Source organism: Vibrio ouci (genome assembly GCF_004551525.1).
GTDB lineage: Bacteria > Pseudomonadota > Gammaproteobacteria > Enterobacterales > Vibrionaceae > Vibrio > Vibrio ouci.
This window is the reverse complement of record NZ_SATR01000021.1, coordinates 20,987-38,044: the sequence shown is the minus strand read 5'-3', so window position 1 is coordinate 38,044 and position 17,058 is coordinate 20,987. Positions and strand designations below refer to the sequence as shown.

Sequence of the window (17,058 nt, the reverse complement as noted above, 5' to 3'; positions counted from 1 at the left end):
CCCTAGTTTTTATTAGATTGGGTGATTAGGCATTCTTGTAGGGGCAGGACTTGGTCAGTATTGTTCTATTTTGTTTCTAGGATACTCGCTTTTGTACGTATTGGTAGATGGATTTTAAAATAGCCATCTTCTTTTGATCACTCTCATGCTCATGAACTAAGTTTTCCAAATTAAGCATGTAGTTTTCAATACGACTTTCGAAGTAGTCGCGACAGTGATTTGCCCAGCGTTGTTGCTCTGACTCATCTAAAGTCCAAGGGAAGTTTCTCGCGCGATAGCGGAAAAGCAATGGTTCAATGCGTTGATCGTTAAAGGTAATATCCAGCGCCGCGAGGTTATTCGGGTCGGTTTCGCGAATAATATCCATCGCTGTCTTATCTGCAGGAGAGAAGAAGCCATCGTAAAGCATGGTATCGACATCTGAGCTCTTTTCATATTCACGTTCTGCGCTATAAAGGCCAATCAGCTTTTCGCGTACTTCAGGGTGCTGACGCAGCAAGGCAAGGTTCTTCAGGCATTGCTCGCGGTCAATACCAATCTTTTCGGCGTTCTCAGCCGTTAAGGTTTTAGCAGGTGCAAGAATAGGGCACTTGTTAAGGTGAATCAGCTTAACCGGCACTGGTAGCTCGTCGGGGCCCAGCTCAGAGTGTTTGGTGTAAAGGCGTTCGTTCAACTGCTCAACGTCTAGATCAAGCAGCGCTTGCGGGTCTTTCGCTAGGTCGACGCAAATCACCGCATTTTGGTTGGTTGGGTGCCAAGCTACCGGCACAACCCAACTGGTGTAGTTACACTCTTTACCCAGCATGCCAGAAACATGCATCAGCGGCGTCATATTGACGATGTCGACCAGCTCATTGAGCTTACGTTTATGACGCATACTTAAGAAGTAATCGAACAGCTTAGGCTGCGCAGCTTTAACTTTTTTCGCCATTTCAATCGTGGCAATAACGTCGGCCATCGCGTCGTGAGCATTTTCGTGCTCAATGCCGTTGGCAACGGACAAATTCTCCAGCTTAAAGCTGATAAAGCCTTCATCGTTTTCTGGCCACTCGACCCCTTCAGGGCGAAGTGCGTAACAAGCGCGCATCACATCTAATAGATCCCAGCGTGAGTTACCGTTTTGCCAGCTCCACGCATACGGGTCAATGAAGTTGCGGTAACAGGTGTAACGTGTGACCTCATCGTCGAAGCGAATGCTGTTGTAACCCAAATTAATGGTGTTTGGTGTCGCCAATTGTTCATGGATTTTAGCGATAAACTCAGGCTCTGATAAACCCTGTGTTTCAGCGGTTTGTGGAGTGATACCCGTGATCAAGGCAGCTTCAGGGTGAGGAAGGTAATCCGCCGGAGGTTGGCAGTAGATGACAAGAGGCTCACCAATAATATTGAAGTCCATATCAGTGCGCACACCCGCAAATTGACACGGACGGTCTTTAGCAGGACTAGTTCCCCACGTTTCATAGTCGAAGAAGAAAAACGTAGGTTGATGCTCTTGTTGCATTATCTATTACCAAGTGTTTGAAATTCACCTGAGTATTAGACCATTGCGCCAACCTCATAGCAAACGAGATAAGGCCAAATCAGTTCAAATGATAAAAAAATGGCCGACAAATGATGTCGGCCATTGAATCAGAACCAAATGCTCTTACGCTTGCTGTGTTTCCAGCTGTTCATCGGAAGCTTTTTGTTTCATTAAGCGGCTAGTGATCGTGCCTGCTGTCATCGCGCCTGATACGTTAAGCGCCGTACGAGCCATATCGATCAATGGTTCGATAGAGATCAGTAGCGCTGCGATAGTAACAGGTAGCCCCATTGCTGGCAGCACGATAAGAGCAGCGAACGTTGCGCCGCCACCGACACCAGCAATACCAAATGAGCTCACCACGATGATTGCAACAAGAGACAGAATGAAGTTGATTTCCATCGGGTTGATACCAACCGTTGGTGCTACCATTACTGCAAGCATGGCAGGGTAGATACCCGCACAGCCGTTTTGACCTATGGTTGCGCCAAATGAAGCCGATAGGTTAGCAATCGCTGGTGGTACATTCAGTTTATTGATCTGCGCTTCAACGTTTAGCGGAATAGTTGCCGCAGAACTGCGAGAGGTAAACGCGAACGTTAGCACTGGCCAGATTTTTTGGAAGTACTCTTTAGGACTTACGCCAACAAAAGAAACCAAAATACCGTGCACAACGAACATCAGCAGAATCGCGACATAAGAGGCAACGATAAAGCCGAGTAAGTTAAGAATGTCTGATGCACTCGACGTTGCAACCACTTTCGCCATCAGAGCAGCAATACCATACGGCGTTAGTGCCATGATCATCTTAACTAAACGCATTACGATAGATTGCGATGCTTCGACAAACGTGCGAATTGGTGATTCAAGCTCTTCTTTCTCAGCCATTACCTTACGAGCAGCAATGCCTGTTAGAACACCGAAGATTACCACTGCGATGATCGATGTAGAGCGCGCACCAGTTAGATCAGCAAATGGGTTGGTTGGGATAAAGCTCACCAGCATTTGAGGAATAGTAAGATCGCTGACGCGATCTGCACGGCTTTCTAGTGCTGCAATACGAGCGGTTTCGCGTGCGCCTTCGGTTAGACCTTCTGCGCTTAGACCAAATGCTTGCGTGACTAAGATACCAATAATCGCTGAAATAGCCGTAGTAGCCAGCAGAACAGAAATAGTGAGGCCCGAGATCTTACCCAGAGCACCGCCTTTTTCCAGTTTAACTACCGCTGCGATCATCGAAACAAGCACTAGTGGCATGATGATCATTTTCAGTAAGCCAACGTAGCCGCGGCCAACAATATTTACCCACTCAAGAGTTTGAGCGATAACTGGGTTGCCTTCGCCGAAGATAAGCTGAAGTGCAAGGCCAAACGTACTACCGAAAACTAAGCCCAATAGCACCAAGCGAGAAAGTGTGTTCTCTTTTTTCTGCTGTCCGTAGAGAAAGAAGAGAATGCCGACAAATACCGCTAAAGCAGCGATAGCCATGACTGACATAATTGATTGTCCTTATGATTTTATTGTTAGGTATAAGTGAAATTTATACCTTATGGGGTGTGGTTTGGTAAGAGATTAATGGATTTGATATACCCAAATGAAGTGACATTTGGGTATTAAATATAACGTTGAGTTATTAAAGGGAGAGGTTGAAGAGAATTTAAGCAAATGTTTATAAATATTAATCGATTAGCGATATTTCTTGAGCAGTTTTTTCATATCGACTGAATCAATAAGTTCGATTTTTTTATTTGAGTGACTGAATAACTGATATTGCATTGCTTGAGCAACGTCAGCGGCGTCGATTGGAATCAGCTTGGCGAGCGGACCAATCATCAAAGGCTGCATGATTTTAAGCATGGTTTGGGTAACGACTTCGTCTTTACGCGGGTTCTCTCTAAGCCCTTTAAGTGGGCCAGGTCTGGCGAACACCACTCGCTCAAACTGCATTCTTTCGATGGCTAACTCCATACGTCCTTTACAGCGCAAGTAGTGAGAAAACGATCGCGAGGACGCACCGACACTCGATACAACGGCTAGATGAGTCACGCCAAGAAGTTTCATCTCTTGAGCGACCTGGCAGACCAGTTCATGATCAATCTTCTCTAATGCTTGCTTTGAGCCTGCCTCTTTTAATGTGGTGCCTAGGCAAATAAACCCGTATTTAGGTTGAGGCTCATCGGACTGCCAATCAAGCACGCGCAGCTCAGGGTGTTTGATTGTGGTTAGTTTAGAATGGAAAAACGGTAACTCTTTACGTGACAGCGCGTAGATGCGTTCAATTGGGCCTGCGTCCAACATTTGCTTGAGAAGCTCATTACCAACCAGTCCTGTACTACCAGCGGTGATCACAATTAGGTTATCTGTCATAGGTTACGTGTAGTGCGTTTCAGTCCTGCGGAAAACTCCGCGCTTAATCGGTAAGCATCCAACAAACGCCGCGCAATTACTGTGATCGAAAACAAACTGCACAACACTAACTGGGCAGTGAGTAAACAATAACAACAGATTTTGAACGATATAGAGCGATGGGAGATTACGGAAGACCTCGCTAGATTAGCGAGGTCTTTTTACAGCTATGTTAGAGACATAGGGACTTTCTTTTGATTTCGTTGTGGAGATTTGTTCGGTTTTTGCTTATTCGATCGTTGGTTGGCAAACATAAAGCCTCCTTCACGTTACAGATGAGATAAGCGATATCACGGCTAAAAGAATGCAGAGTTCATGCCGTTATAATTCCTCATCTTATTAATAAGATAGACTACAACTGTTAAAACTTTCATATTTCCACTCAGAATAGGAGTCAAATTAGTAGAAAACAGGGGAGGCATATGGTGATAAGGGGTGTTAAGTCCCTGATTTCAAGTTACACTCGGAGCGAAGGATTTCAGCGAAAAGGATAAGAGATGAACATCAATCTCAGCACACTAGCACCTACCCAAATCTACCACCTTATGACTCAAACCGTGATACCGAGACCCATCGCTTGGGTATTGACTGAGTCTGGGGAAAGCAATTATAACCTCGCGCCGTTTTCTTACTTTACGCCTATTTCTAGCAACCCACCACTATTAATGTTTTCTGTGGGTAAAAAGCCAAGTGGTGAGGTGAAAGATACCACTCGTAACGTTCTTGAAACGGGGCGAATGGTTGTCCATATTGCCCATGAAGCCTTGGCCAATGAAGTGACTCAAACTGCTGCAACACTGGACCACGGTGAGTCAGAGGTGGATGCGTCTGAGTTAGAGCTTGTCGAGTTTGAAGGTTTTGAGTTGCCTCGTGTTAAAGACTGCCCGATCGCGTTTGGCTGTAAGCTATTTGAAGTGAAAGAGATTGGTGAAACTCCGCAAAGTCTTATCTTCGCTGAAATTGAACAAATCTATATTTCGCCTGAAGTGATTGGTGAACGAAGTGACCGACTGGTTGTGGACGCTTTGAAAGTGAATCCATTGTCTCGTCTTGGCGGTAGCCAGTATGCCACTATCAACAACGTTTTTTCAGTCGCAAGGCCTAAGTAAACTCCCTATGTTAGAACAACGCTTTTCTGATGCTATTTGGCATCGTATCAATCAAAAAACTAAACCAGTCGGCGCATTAGGCCAGCTAGAAACGATTGCGCACCAACTTGCGATGATTCAAAGTGGCAATGAAGGTGACCTTGTCACAAATATTGAGTTAAAGAACCCAACCGCAATTGTCTTCGCGGGTGACCATGGTATCGCCGATGAGGGTGTTAGCATTGCGCCAAGTGCTGTCACGCAGCAAATGGTTTTAAACTTCTTAGCGGGCGGCGCGGCGATCAATTGTTTCTGTCGCACCAATGATGTGGCCCTTAAGGTCGTTGATACAGGGATCTTGCTTCCTGTCGAGCATGACTATGCGAACTTTATCGTTCAGCGACTCGGCAGCAGAACAGAAAATTTCGCCAAACAAGCCGCAATGACGGCTGAGCAAGTCAAACAAGGCATTGAACTCGGTCAGACGTTGGTTACTCAGATGATTGAAGATGGCAGTACTATCGTCATGTTTGGCGAAATGGGCATCGGTAATACCAGCAGCGCCGCTGCAATCCTAAGTGCCTTGTCTAAGCGTGATGCCAAAGATTGTGTTGGCCGCGGCACAGGTATCAGTGATGAGCAGTGGCAACGAAAAGTAGAGCTAGTTACGCTGGGCGTCTCTCGTTGTCGTAACCAGGACGTATTATCGGTATTGGCTGAAGTCGGCGGTTTCGAGATTGTGCAAATGGTCGGTGGCTTCCTTGCCGCAGCTAAGCGCAACACGCCAGTACTGGTTGATGGTTTTATCGTCACAGCAGCAGCGTACGCGGCGGCTCTGATCAACCCGCAATGTCGAGATATCATGATCTTTGCTCATCAATCTCATGAAGCCGGGCATCAGTATCTACTTAAAGAACTCGACGCTGAGCCGATTTTGGACCTGTCTCTACGCTTAGGTGAGGGGACGGGCGCAGTATTGGCAATGCCACTGCTTCGCGCGGCGGCGGAGTTCTACAACAATATGGCCAGCTTTGAAGAGGCAGGAGTGGTTGTCGAGCAATGATGACTCTCAAGTACCAGTACCAACTGTTTATGCTAGCGCTTGGTTTTTTCTCTCGAATTCCGGTTCCCGCTTCAATTCCTTACAGTGAAGAGCGGATGAATCAAGCGGGGCGTTACTTTGCCCTTGTGGGGTTACTGTTAGGTAGCTTGTGCGCTCTCGTATATGGTTTGGCATCGTCTGTTCTACCTGCTTCAGTCGCGATTATTATCATGATGGTGTTTAGCCTTATGTTGACTGGCGCGTTTCATGAAGATGGTTTGACGGACATGGCCGATGGTATCGGTGGCGGCATGACCCTAGAGCGTCGCCTCACCATTATGAAAGATAGTCGCATCGGTACCTATGGGGCGAGCGCGTTGGTGATGGTACTACTTGGTAAGTATGTACTGCTGTCTGAACTGGTTAAGTTTGAGCAAATAGCGACGTTTATTATTGTCGCATACACCTTATCGCGCGCCGTTGCGGCATCGCTGATCTATGATATGCCTTATGTCAGTGATGCGGATGCCAGTAAAAGCAAACCTCTTGCTCAGCAGCAGTCTAAACTGGAACTTACCGTACTGCTGGCAACAGGTGTAGTGCCTTGTTTGCTTCTGAGCTTGCCTGTTGCCTTTACCTTAGTGGCGGTGATTATCGTGTTTCGTTTTCTGTTCAAGCGTTGGCTTCTAGAGCGAATCGGTGGCTTTACCGGAGATTGTTTAGGTGCGGCGCAACAACTCAGTGAACTATTGATCTACCTAACCTTGATTGCATGGATGGTGAATGGCGCATGAGTATACATCTCATTTTAGGCGGAGCTCGCTCTGGGAAATCACGTTTTGCTGAAACTTGTGTGAGTGAGCTAGCCAAGCAATCAACCAAGCATTACGTGGCGACCGCTATCCCGTTTGACGAAGAGATGCGAGCGCGTATAGCTCACCATCAGCAATCAAGAGGCGATAGTTGGACAGAGCATGAGTGTCCGACCAAATTAGCTGCTTTATTAACTCGCTTTGATAGTAACGATGTGGTTCTAGTTGACTGTTTAACCCTGTGGCTCAATAACGTTATCTACAATGAAGGTACTACGCTAGATGAGGCTCAGATTCAACAGCGAGTGACGGAGTTGGTTGAAGCTCTTAATAACACTTCTGCACAAGTGATTCTGGTTTCTAATGAAGTTGGCTTAGGCGTTGTGCCTATGGGTGAAGTCTCTAGGCTCTTTGTCGATAACGCCGGCTGGATGAATCAAGCAATAGCGAAAGTTGCGGAGCAAGTGACGTTTGTCGCTGCTGGTTTGCCTATGATTCTTAAAGGAACTAAAGCGTGACGCAACCAATGACTGAAATGAAGACGTTCAATATCTATCTATTACGCCACGGTAAAACGCAAGGTGCACCAGCCCTCTATGGCCATACTGATATTGAAGTCTCTTTGGCTACACAGCACTCGATTTGTAACGCATTGAGTAAAGAGGGCTTAGGCTTTACCGCAATTGAAAGCTCGCCATTAAAGCGATGCCAAGTATTGGCTCAGCAGCTAGTTGATGATTGCCCAGAGCTTGCTCTCAACGTGACCGACAATTGGAAAGAAACCCATTTTGGCGATTTAGATGGTGTGCCGTTTGAAGAGGCATCGTCTGACTGGGCCAAATTTGATGCTTTTTGGCGTGATCCTGCGAACAATGTGCTGCCCAATGCGGAACCTTTAGAACAGTTCTACAATCGAATCTCAAAGGCTTGGGAAAGTTTTATCCAAACGCTTGACCAAGATACATTGATCGTATGTCATGGTGGCACGATTCGAATGATTTTAGCGAATGTATTGCAGCTCGATTGTGCTAATCCATCGCTCTACTCAACCCTACAAATCGGTCACCAAACACTGACCCACATACAACTCACTCAAGCCGATAAAAACTACCTACGAGTTTGTATGATTGGTAAACCATTAATTTAAGGTAAGGACACAAGATGACAGCACCGAGTTGGAATTTATCAATTGCTTATCAACACCTTGAAGACCCAAAGATAGAACAAGACATTGAGCTCATTAAGCAGTGCATTGAGGTATTGGTGCTTCATGTCGATAACTGCAGCGCCGTCAGTGTTATGCAAAATGCCATTCAAACCAGTGAAGCAGCAGGAAAACTGCTGGCGACGGTAAATACTTTTGCTCAATGTAACGCTTCGATTGATGCAACCAATACTCAAGCCAAAGCGCTAATTGGTCGTATTGCTAAATTAAACTCTGAACTTTCTCAGGCGTTTACGCCTTATGAAAATGCACTCACGGTCGCACCAGAGAGCTTTATTACTGATGTGCTTAACCATGAAAGTGGTGATGTAAATGGCCAAGCATTCCAAATTGAATGTACACGAAAGATTGCCGAGACCAAGCTATCGGTTGCAGAAGAGCAACTCCTGACCGCAATGCAAGTGGATGGTCGAGATGCCTGGGGTCGATTATACGATAACATCACGGGGTCGCTACAAGTCACCTTGCAAGATGGCCAAGGAACCAAAGTAGGCTTCTCTCAAGCGGCGAGTACCCTCTATGGGACGGATTTTGAAGCGCAAGAGCCAGCTTGGCGTGGTATCCAAGAGTCGATGAAAGACAATCAAGAGTCGTTCGCTGCAATCCTCAATGCACTTGGAGGTTGGCGCTTAACGGAATATCAAAAGCGTTCAAAAGTCGCTGATGTAAGTTTCTTAGACCCAAGCCTTCATGACAGTCGAATTCAAGCTTCTACATTAAATGCGATGATGGAGACTGCGAAAGCGAATAGGGCGGTTGGGCAGAAAGCGGGTCAATTGATGGCTTGCGTTCATGGTTTGCCACAAATGCGTCCTTGGAATCATCTAGCCGGAATGCCAAGTTTGACCGACGCTGAGCCAAAAGTGTACTCATTCGATGAAGCGATTGAGATCATCTACGCCGCGTTTGAGCAAGTGGAACCAGAAATGGCGAGCTTTGTTACCCGCATGGTTGAAAATGGCTGGATTGATGCTGAGCCAACTGAAAATCGCCGTTTAGGGGCTTATTGTACTAAGTTTGCTGCAACAAGAACGCCACTTGTATTTATGACATGGGGTGGCAGTCGTTCAGACTTGTTAACGCTGGCTCATGAGATTGGTCATGCGTTCCACAACTGGGTGATGCGTGACATGCCACTTTGTCAGACACGTTACCCGATGACGTTGGCCGAAACGGCGTCGATCTTTGCTGAAAACATTGTGCGTGACTATCTGCTAGAACAAGTGTCTAGCCGTGAAGAAAAGCTAGAAATGTTATGGGAAGAACTCTCAAGTTGCTATGCATTGATGATTAATATTCCTGTGCGTTTTGAATTTGAAAAACGATTCTATGAGCAGCGCAGTAACGGTGAGCTATCAGGTCCCGAACTTTGTAACCTGATGAGCGAAACATGGAGTGAGTGGTACGGGGATTCCATGTCAGAGCCCGATCCATACTTCTGGGCTAGCAAATTGCACTTCTCGATTTCAGAGGTGAGCTTTTACAACTACCCGTATCTGTTTGGCTATTTATTTAGCATTGGCGTTTACGCTCAACGTGAGAGTAAAGGGGAGTCTTTCTATACCGATTATGTGAATCTGTTACGCGATACAGGCTCAATGATGGCTGAAGAGGTCGTCGCAAAACATTTGGGTATGGATTTATCGAATGCGGATTTTTGGCAGCAAAGTATTGATCGAGTAAAAGCCAAGATTGATGAGTTTGAGTTGTTGCTAGATCAAAAATAACAGGTTCTAAATCATGGTATTATCATTAGCCGGGCAATTGCTCGGCTAATTTGTACAGCGACGCTACCAGCCGAGAAGGTGGTGGCAATTTAATAAATTACGATGAAGCACAAAATTTGTGTCCATAAGTGGGATCGCCCCTACATAATTTAGATGAACAATTCTTTAACATACCCGCTGTGCAATAAAGGAGTAGCGCATGACGAAAAATCTCTTTCGCCAATCTTTTCTTTTTGACAGCTTAGACTTAGAACAAGAAATGCCTGCCAATGAAATGACTGTGGCTGGTGGAACAGTATTCAAATTACATCAACGTGGTGTGTTGGAGGTGATTCCTCCAAACCTCTCATCAGAGAGCAAGCACATCATTGTCTCTTGCGGTATCCATGGTGATGAAACAGCGCCAATGGAGATCGTCGATAAGATCATCACAGATATCCAAACAGGTTTTCAAACCGTTACCGAGCGACTTCTGTTCATTAATGCGCACCCAGAGGCAACTAACGCCCATACGCGCTTCATTGAAATGAACTTAAATCGTTTGTTTGACGACAAAGAGTATGAGCCTTCGAAAGAACTCGACATTGCGAATAACCTAAAACAAATTGTCACTGATTTCTTTGAAAATACTCAGCAAGAACAGCGTTGGCACCTTGATCTTCATTGTGCGATTCGCGATTCAAAGCATTACTCATTTGTCGTCAGCCCGAAGGTGAGACATCCAGTGCGTAGTCAGGCGTTAATGGAATTTGTCTCTAGTGCCCATTTAGAAGCGGTGATGTTTTCGAATGCGCCATCCAGCACGTTTAGTTGGTATAGCGCCGAGAACTTTGGTGCGCAGGCACTGACTGTTGAGCTTGGCCGAGTGGCTAAAATTGGTCAAAATGAATTGGATAAGTTAGTGGCGTTTGATCTGTCGCTACGTGATTTGATTTCAGACAGTGAACCAGAGCATTTGCCACGTAAACCGGTCATGTATCGAGTCAGTCGTACTATTGTACGTCTGCATGATGACTTTGACTTTTTGTTTGATGACGGAGTAGCAAACTTTACCGCCTTTAAACATGGTGAAGTTTTCGGACATGATGGCGATAAACCACTGATGGCTAAAAATGAAGGGGAAGCAATTGTTTTCCCTAATCGTCATGTTGCTATCGGTCAGCGTGCCGCTTTGATGGTTTGCCCGGTGAAAACTCGCTATGACGAAGGCCAGCTTGTTTACGATTGATAACAATCATTCAAGTTGAATATAGTGATTACACTTTCTATTTTAATGGCTTAACGGTATCGTTAAGCCATTATTTTTAGGGGCTAGGCTCGGTTACTCAGCAACCACATGGAATTTACTCAGCTACTCAATCGCAGGCAGCAAAGATGGATACGCTTTGGTGGGCTCTGCGCCTTTTCACTTTTTATCATTAGCGCGCTTTACTTAATGGTAGGTGAAGTGTTTATCTCGCCGTTTGAATCGCTTTCATCGCTACAAGAACAGTTGATTGTTCAATTACGTTTACCTCGCTTGCTGGCTGCAATTGCGGTTGGGGCTTCGCTTGCCGTTTCTGGTGCCGTATTACAGGTTTTATTGGGTAATGTTCTCGCAGAACCTGGCGTACTTGGTATATCCGGCGGCGCTAGCGTGCTCATGGTACTGCTGTTGTTCTTTGCGCCGACGCTAGCAACACCATTTGGCTTTATGATTGCTGCAGTGCTTGGTGCACTGGCTTTCACAATGCTGCTCGTCTTTGTCGCCAAAGCGATGCGCTTGACCACCACACGCTTACTATTGGTCGGTGTGGCACTGGGTATATTGTCCGGAGCGGTAGTGACTTGGGCGTTCTACTTTAGCGATGACCTAAGCCTGCGTCAGCTGATGTATTGGCTGATGGGAAGCATAGGTGCAGCAAGTTGGTATCACCACATGCTGACTCTTGTCCTTATCCCAGTGCTGTTATGGCTATGTTTTAAAGGCACCTTGCTTGATAGATTAATGATGGGCGAATTGCACGCAAAGCAGCTTGGTGTAGATATTGACGCTGTACGTTGGAAGTTGATCCTAGCAGTGTCCTTACTTGTTGGCGGCGCGGTTGCGTTAGGTGGCGTAATTGGTTTTGTAGGATTGGTGGTACCGCACCTTTTACGATTGGCTATAGGCAGTGAGAATCGTTATTTGATTCCGCTTTCAGCCTTATCGGGCGCCACGCTGGTGGTTTTTGCTGACCTTGTCGCAAGAACCGCACTTGATGCGGCTGAGCTTCCATTGGGGGTGGTGACAACCTCAATTGGTGCGCCGATCTTTATCTGGATGTTGGTGAATAATCATGATTCACGTTAATAGCTTATCGGTTGGCTCACGATTACTGCCGCTCTCCTTTGAGGTCAACCAAGGTGAAATTTTGCACGTGATTGGTCCTAACGGCAGTGGCAAAAGTACTTTGCTATCAGCGGTGGCAGGTTTGTTAGATTTTGATGGTCAGGCGTCCATCTTTGAGCAAGACGTCGCCAGCAGTTCTATCGAATCACTGGCCACTTGCCGCGCGTTCTTATGCCAAAGTGACCGACCAGCATTTAATCTCGATGTGGTGCAGTATTTAGCGTTGTCTTTACCTACACATATCGACTCTCACTCACCAGACATCGAGTCAGTAATCCATGAGCTATCCCAATTGCTTGAGATCGATGACAAGCTCCATCGTTCTATTCACCACCTTTCAGGGGGGGAGTGGCAACGCGTTCGACTGTGCGCCATTTGTTTGCAGATTTGGCCAACACTAAACCCTTATGCGAAATTGCTTATTCTTGATGAGCCAGCAGCACCACTCGATATTGGCCAAGAAACGCTGTTATACAAGTTGATTAGGCGTGTGGCAGATATGGGTATTAGCGTCATCATGTCTAACCATGATTTAAATAGAACGCTCAAGCATGCCGATAAAGCACTGTTGCTAGAGCAGGGCGTGTTACAAAGGGTGGGAGAGGTTAAAGACGTCTTATCGGTTAAAGAACTGTCGCGGGTGTTCAAAACCAAAGTTACTAAAGCGCACGTCGAAGGAAGTCCCGTTTTACTGTTCGACTAATATCAGCGTGATACAGACACAAAAAAGCCGCTTGAACTGCAAGCGGCTTTTTTATTTTGTGTTGTGCTTTTAACTACTTAGTTAAAGGCGCAAGAGCGGCTGGACGGTAGTAAACCGATTTTAGAACTTTTCCTTGGCGAATCGTTTTGCCTTCAGCAACAAAGTCTTCCGCACATTTTGCGATGATGTAATCACCTTTCTGTACAGCCATTAGCTTAATGCCTTGCTCTGCGTAATGTGCTTCAGTTTCAGCGTACTCTTTTTCGTTACGACATACTTTGCTCATGTTGCTTGAGTGAACTTCATCCCAGCAAGGGATAAAGTCGATACCACGGTTTACCGCAACGTTAAGCAGTAGATCAATCAGATAATTGATCGCTAGATTATCTTCGACTTTATCGTGGCCTAGGTGCACCAAACGACCCATCAAAACATAAACACTGTCGATGATCGCATCAGCTTGCTCTGTTTTGTTATCCGCTTCTGCTAGCTCGGTCAGTTCTTCAATTGCAAGTGATGTGTGAAGAGTGTCAGCTTTGTCATCTAAGCTTTCTGGCGCGGCAACAGGTAGATCAAACGTGCTGCGGAATTCAGAAATATCGCGGTAAAGATGGTTAAAAATGTCTGTGGTCAGTTTTGAAAGGTGCATATCCAATAGGTCCGGATGTCATTATGTTGTGCCAATACTACCAAAGCGGCTCCGTTCTCGCTATCCGCGAACCTCATTAAATCTGCTGTGAATGAGTAGAGGGGGCGATATTCACCGCGAAACTGAATCCAAACTGAATGAAAACGCCGTTATTGTCAGGGAAATGTGAGGAGCTTATCACTTCCGTTGTTAGCAAATGCAACAGTTTTTAATATCTCTTCCGTAAACAACACAGTCCATTAATCAACAGGAAACAAAGATGTTAACTAAAGCATTTGTTAAAACTCAACTATTTATTGAATCATTCAAAAACGACGAGCGCGGTGTAACAGCAATTGAATACGCAATCCTAGGTGTATGTATGTCAGCGATCGTTCTTGCCGTGTTCAATGGTTCTCTAAAAACAGCATTGGATAGCGCGATCGCTGCAATTACCAGAAACATTAATACGGCGTCTGGTATTAAATAGTAGTTTGAATATACAACTATGGTGGCTGCCTTTTATCGCCACCATGGCTTTAGTAGCCAGTTATCAAGATATCAGACATAGAAAAATACCCAATGGAGTGGTGATAGTGATTACTCTGTTGGGTGTTTTTTTTGTCTTCAAACAGGGTCGATATGAACAATTAGCCATGCCAATCCCAGTGCTTGCTATCGGTGCCTTGCTGTTTTATTTCAACATCATGGCTGCCGGAGATAGCAAACTATTGGCGGCTTATAGTTTGATGATATCGCCCAATTACTTTCCGCTGACCGTTTTTATTATTGTAAGTGCAGGTGGAGCCTTAGCCATTTCCCAATGGGTAGTCAGTCAAATGACTGGCAATGCTAATTGGGTCAACAAAGGGGTGCCTTATGGTGTACCTATTTGTTTGGGAAGCTTATTAGGTATAGCGGCATCGTTGTAGGTTGATCAATGAATTCAAAAATCATTCTTGGCTTAGCGTTCGTCGCTATATCTATTGGGCTTTATGGTGTGACCAACGCCAAGCCCGCAGAAACACCCAAGCCAACTACTTCACCTGAAGTGACGTACAAAGTTTGGCGCGTAAAGCATGAGCTAGCAAAAGGCGCCAAGTTAACTCGCGGCCATTTAATGGTCGAGTATCTACCCCAAGCAAAGGCGGCTCTAGTTGGAATCGATAGTGATATTGATTTGGATTGGGATGAGCCAATGTTTGCCGTGAAGGATTTATCTGTTGGTGACATTGTTAGTGACGATGTTGTCGCAATGCCGGGCGAAAGCGATTACCTAAACGTGGTACTTCAATCTGGCTTTGTTCCGTATAACGTGACAGTTCCTGGTAAGGATGTCGTTGGCGGGACGATTAGTGCTGGTGACTTGGTCGATATTTCTGTGCTCTCCACGCCAAGTCAGAACCTATCGACTGACCAAACCGTATCGGACATCCAGCATTTAACCATGATGCCGTTACTGGCACAGATCAAAGTCTTAGACATGGTCTTACCTGAAAAGTCATTGGACTCTCTAAATCGAGATGATGACAGTGAAGTGACGTTGATTCTTCAAGTGACCAATCAGCAGTTAGCTCGACTCACTGTCGCAAGTCGAGTAGCAGAGATAGCGGTACACAAATCGTTAGGTGAAGCCTACGCAAATGACTTAGTGGCGGATTCGGCTGACATCATTCGTGTTCAAGGCCGTGCAAGTGGTATTCGTGAATTTCGTTTTAATTAAGAGACCGGGTATGAAAAAAACAATAAGCGCCCTAATGCTAATGACGTTAATGCCTTTATGCACATTTGCTCAAGGGACGATTAACTTAACCCAAGGTGAAGCCAAGTCGTTGTCTATTTCTGGCGAAGCTGCATCAGTTTTTATTTCTTCACAAACGGTTGCCGATTACCAAGTTATTGACGCGCATAAAGTAGTCGTTTTGGGCAAAGAGATGGGGTCAACATCCTTTATCGCCTTTGATGGTGATGGCAAAGAATTGATTAATAAAATGCTGGTAGTAAACAAAAGCTATCGAGCGATAGAGCAGCAGATTGCTGTGCAGTTCCCCTATGCACAAGTGACTGTGTCCGGCATTGGTGACAATGTGGTGCTAGGCGGCAGTGTCAGTACCGAGCAAGAAAAAGACAATATTCTTAAGCTAGTCGGCGAGCTATTTGGGAAAAGAGTGAAAACAGCGGCCACTTTTGAAATGGCTGAAGAAGATGATGATGACATTGAAATCGGCTTTATGACTCAGCTTGAGTACCAAGGTGTGGTTAACAACATTGAAGTTGCTGCTACTAAACAAGTGAATGTCAAACTTACCATTGCGGAAGTCTCACATACCTTTATGCAAGATTTTGGTATCAAAATGGGTAGTGGGGGGAATGCAGGGATCTTCGTTGACCAATTAACTAGTTTTAGCGCTAGCGATATTGTCTCTGTTATCTCTGCTGTAGGTACGGATACGGTTGGTCAAGTATTAGCAGAGCCTAATCTTTCAGTGATCTCTGGAGAAAAAGCCAGTTTCTTAGTGGGTGGCGAGCTGCCGATAATGACCTCCAATGATGGTGGGACTAGCGTTGAGTATAAAGAGTTCGGTGTGAGGCTCGAATTAATGGCGAAGGTATTGCGTGACGACAAAATTAAACTCGCGCTATCGCCGGAAGTGAGTTCACTTGATAAGCAATATACCAGTGATGATTTTAATATACCCGCATTGCACACTCGCCGAGCACAAACAACGGTAGAGCTAGGTGATGGTCAAAGTTTTGTTTTAGGTGGTTTACTCAACAGTGAAGAGAAGGAGTCGTTAACGCGAATCCCGTTTATTGGTGACATTCCTATCTTGGGTAGTTTATTCCGTCATACAGGGACGGAGCGCAATAAGACGGAATTGGTGATTGTTGCGACAGTTAACCTTGTTCAACCGGTTAAAGCTAATCAAATCCAGCTGCCGACAATGAAAAAAACCAGCACGTTAAAACGTTTTTTTGCTTTAGATAGCGAGTATGAAACGTCGCAAGAAAAATGGGCAGACGAAGTTCTATCAGCAGGAGGTTTTAGCCAATGAGAGCATTAATCATTTCAGTTGTTCTGGCTGCAGCGTTAGTGGGTTGTGCCGACCACATTGAAGAGCCACGCGGCACCTCAATTGAAGTTATTCCAGTCACTTACCAGTTCAAGTTAACAGAAACAAGCCAAGATCACCTATCGGAAAGGCTAAATACTTTTATTGATAAGCATCCAACGCTGGTTACTCGCGCAGATTGGAAAATCCAAATTGCCGGAACTCATGGAGACGGTTTGTACCAATCGGCGAAAAGACAATTGATTGAAGCAGGGGTTGATACGAATCGTATCGTCTATTTCAAGCATCAAAAAAGCGGACAATTTAAGGTTGAAGTCGCCGCTACAGTGCACCAGGTGAAGCTTGAAATTTGCCACCAAGAACAAGTTGGTAAATATGGTCGCGGCAGTTTAGGTTGTAATACCGACACCAGTCGCTGGCAATCAATGGTTAATCCACAAAACGCTATTTAGGGGATTGG

17 protein-coding genes and 1 pseudogene are annotated in these 17,058 nt (G+C 45.5%); 14 read left to right on the top strand and 4 right to left on the bottom strand.

All coding sequences use genetic code 11. From position 1 onward, the window contains the following. Positions 1 to 76 precede the first annotated feature (76 nt). From sbcB to ELS82_RS14400, 3 genes are all read right to left on the bottom strand, one after another. Positions 77 to 1,501, bottom strand: a complete 1,425-nt coding sequence (gene sbcB / locus ELS82_RS14410) for an exodeoxyribonuclease I (protein WP_134836097.1) — start codon at positions 1,499 to 1,501, stop codon at positions 77 to 79. A 144-nt stretch (positions 1,502 to 1,645) separates the two neighbouring features. After that, positions 1,646 to 3,019, bottom strand: a complete 1,374-nt coding sequence (locus ELS82_RS14405) for an L-cystine transporter (RefSeq protein WP_134836096.1) — start codon at positions 3,017 to 3,019, stop codon at positions 1,646 to 1,648. Positions 3,020 to 3,208: 189 nt separating this feature from the next. Then, positions 3,209 to 3,889 carry a Rossmann-fold NAD(P)-binding domain-containing protein gene (locus ELS82_RS14400; protein WP_134836095.1) on the bottom strand — a complete coding sequence of 227 codons (681 nt, stop codon included), beginning with the start codon at positions 3,887 to 3,889 and terminating at the stop codon, positions 3,209 to 3,211. A 536-nt stretch (positions 3,890 to 4,425) separates the two neighbouring features. Here ELS82_RS14400 and ELS82_RS14395 point away from each other — a divergent pair. The 9 genes from ELS82_RS14395 to btuD all read left to right on the top strand — a co-directional run bounded on the left by ELS82_RS14395 (position 4,426) and on the right by btuD (position 12,896). Continuing rightward, positions 4,426 to 5,037 carry a flavin reductase family protein gene (locus ELS82_RS14395; protein WP_134836094.1) on the top strand — a complete coding sequence of 204 codons (612 nt, stop codon included), beginning with the start codon at positions 4,426 to 4,428 and terminating at the stop codon, positions 5,035 to 5,037. A 7-nt stretch (positions 5,038 to 5,044) separates the two neighbouring features. After that, positions 5,045 to 6,079 (top strand): nicotinate-nucleotide--dimethylbenzimidazole phosphoribosyltransferase, encoded by a 1,035-nt coding sequence (gene cobT, locus ELS82_RS14390; RefSeq protein ID WP_244230791.1) that lies wholly within the window; start codon positions 5,045 to 5,047, stop codon positions 6,077 to 6,079. Next, positions 6,076 to 6,852 (top strand): adenosylcobinamide-GDP ribazoletransferase, encoded by a 777-nt coding sequence (locus ELS82_RS14385; RefSeq protein WP_134836092.1) that lies wholly within the window; start codon positions 6,076 to 6,078, stop codon positions 6,850 to 6,852. The genes cobT and ELS82_RS14385 overlap by 4 nt, the downstream gene beginning before the upstream one ends. Then, entirely contained in the window at positions 6,849 to 7,388 is a 540-nt protein-coding gene (gene cobU, locus ELS82_RS14380) for a bifunctional adenosylcobinamide kinase/adenosylcobinamide-phosphate guanylyltransferase (RefSeq protein ID WP_134836091.1), read from the top strand. Before ELS82_RS14385 ends, cobU begins: the two co-directional genes overlap by 4 nt. After that, positions 7,385 to 8,017: a histidine phosphatase family protein gene (locus ELS82_RS14375; protein WP_134836090.1), complete on the top strand. Its 633-nt coding sequence runs from the start codon at positions 7,385 to 7,387 to the stop codon at positions 8,015 to 8,017. Before cobU ends, ELS82_RS14375 begins: the two co-directional genes overlap by 4 nt. A gap of 14 nt (positions 8,018 to 8,031) precedes the next feature. After that, on the top strand, positions 8,032 to 9,822 hold the full coding sequence (locus ELS82_RS14370; protein WP_134836089.1) for a M3 family oligoendopeptidase: 1,791 nt from the start codon (positions 8,032 to 8,034) through the stop codon (positions 9,820 to 9,822). A 199-nt stretch (positions 9,823 to 10,021) separates the two neighbouring features. Next, a complete protein-coding gene (locus ELS82_RS14365) occupies positions 10,022 to 11,050 on the top strand; it encodes a succinylglutamate desuccinylase (protein ID WP_134836088.1) in 1,029 nt (342 codons plus the stop codon). Positions 11,051 to 11,158: 108 nt separating this feature from the next. After that, a complete protein-coding gene (btuC, locus tag ELS82_RS14360; protein ID WP_134836087.1) occupies positions 11,159 to 12,154 on the top strand; it encodes a vitamin B12 ABC transporter permease BtuC in 996 nt (331 codons plus the stop codon). Then, complete coding sequence (gene btuD / locus ELS82_RS14355) at positions 12,141 to 12,896, top strand: vitamin B12 ABC transporter ATP-binding protein BtuD (RefSeq protein ID WP_134836086.1); 756 nt, start codon at positions 12,141 to 12,143, stop codon at positions 12,894 to 12,896. The genes btuC and btuD overlap by 14 nt, the downstream gene beginning before the upstream one ends. A 73-nt stretch (positions 12,897 to 12,969) precedes the next feature. Here btuD and ELS82_RS14350 read toward each other — a convergent pair whose 3' ends face one another. Further along, entirely contained in the window at positions 12,970 to 13,545 is a 576-nt protein-coding gene (locus tag ELS82_RS14350) for a nucleoside triphosphate pyrophosphohydrolase family protein (RefSeq protein ID WP_134836085.1), read from the bottom strand. Positions 13,546 to 13,804: 259 nt separating this feature from the next. On the opposite strand from ELS82_RS14350, the gene ELS82_RS14345 reads away from it, so the two are divergent. The 5 genes and pseudogenes from ELS82_RS14345 to ELS82_RS14325 all read left to right on the top strand — a co-directional run bounded on the left by ELS82_RS14345 (position 13,805) and on the right by ELS82_RS14325 (position 17,050). After that, on the top strand, positions 13,805 to 14,014 hold the full coding sequence (locus ELS82_RS14345) for a Flp family type IVb pilin (protein WP_134836084.1): 210 nt from the start codon (positions 13,805 to 13,807) through the stop codon (positions 14,012 to 14,014). A 43-nt stretch (positions 14,015 to 14,057) separates the two neighbouring features. Continuing rightward, positions 14,058 to 14,330 (top strand): annotated as a pseudogene (locus ELS82_RS27700) (prepilin peptidase); the annotation flags it as partial. Positions 14,331 to 14,464: 134 nt separating this feature from the next. Continuing rightward, complete coding sequence (locus tag ELS82_RS14335) at positions 14,465 to 15,247, top strand: RcpC/CpaB family pilus assembly protein (RefSeq protein WP_134836082.1); 783 nt, start codon at positions 14,465 to 14,467, stop codon at positions 15,245 to 15,247. A gap of 10 nt (positions 15,248 to 15,257) precedes the next feature. Next, a complete protein-coding gene (locus ELS82_RS14330) occupies positions 15,258 to 16,580 on the top strand; it encodes a type II and III secretion system protein family protein (protein ID WP_134836081.1) in 1,323 nt (440 codons plus the stop codon). Next, positions 16,577 to 17,050, top strand: coding sequence for a hypothetical protein (locus ELS82_RS14325; RefSeq protein WP_134836080.1), 474 nt, complete (start codon positions 16,577 to 16,579; stop codon positions 17,048 to 17,050). Before ELS82_RS14330 ends, ELS82_RS14325 begins: the two co-directional genes overlap by 4 nt. The last annotated feature ends 8 nt before the right edge of the window (positions 17,051 to 17,058 follow it).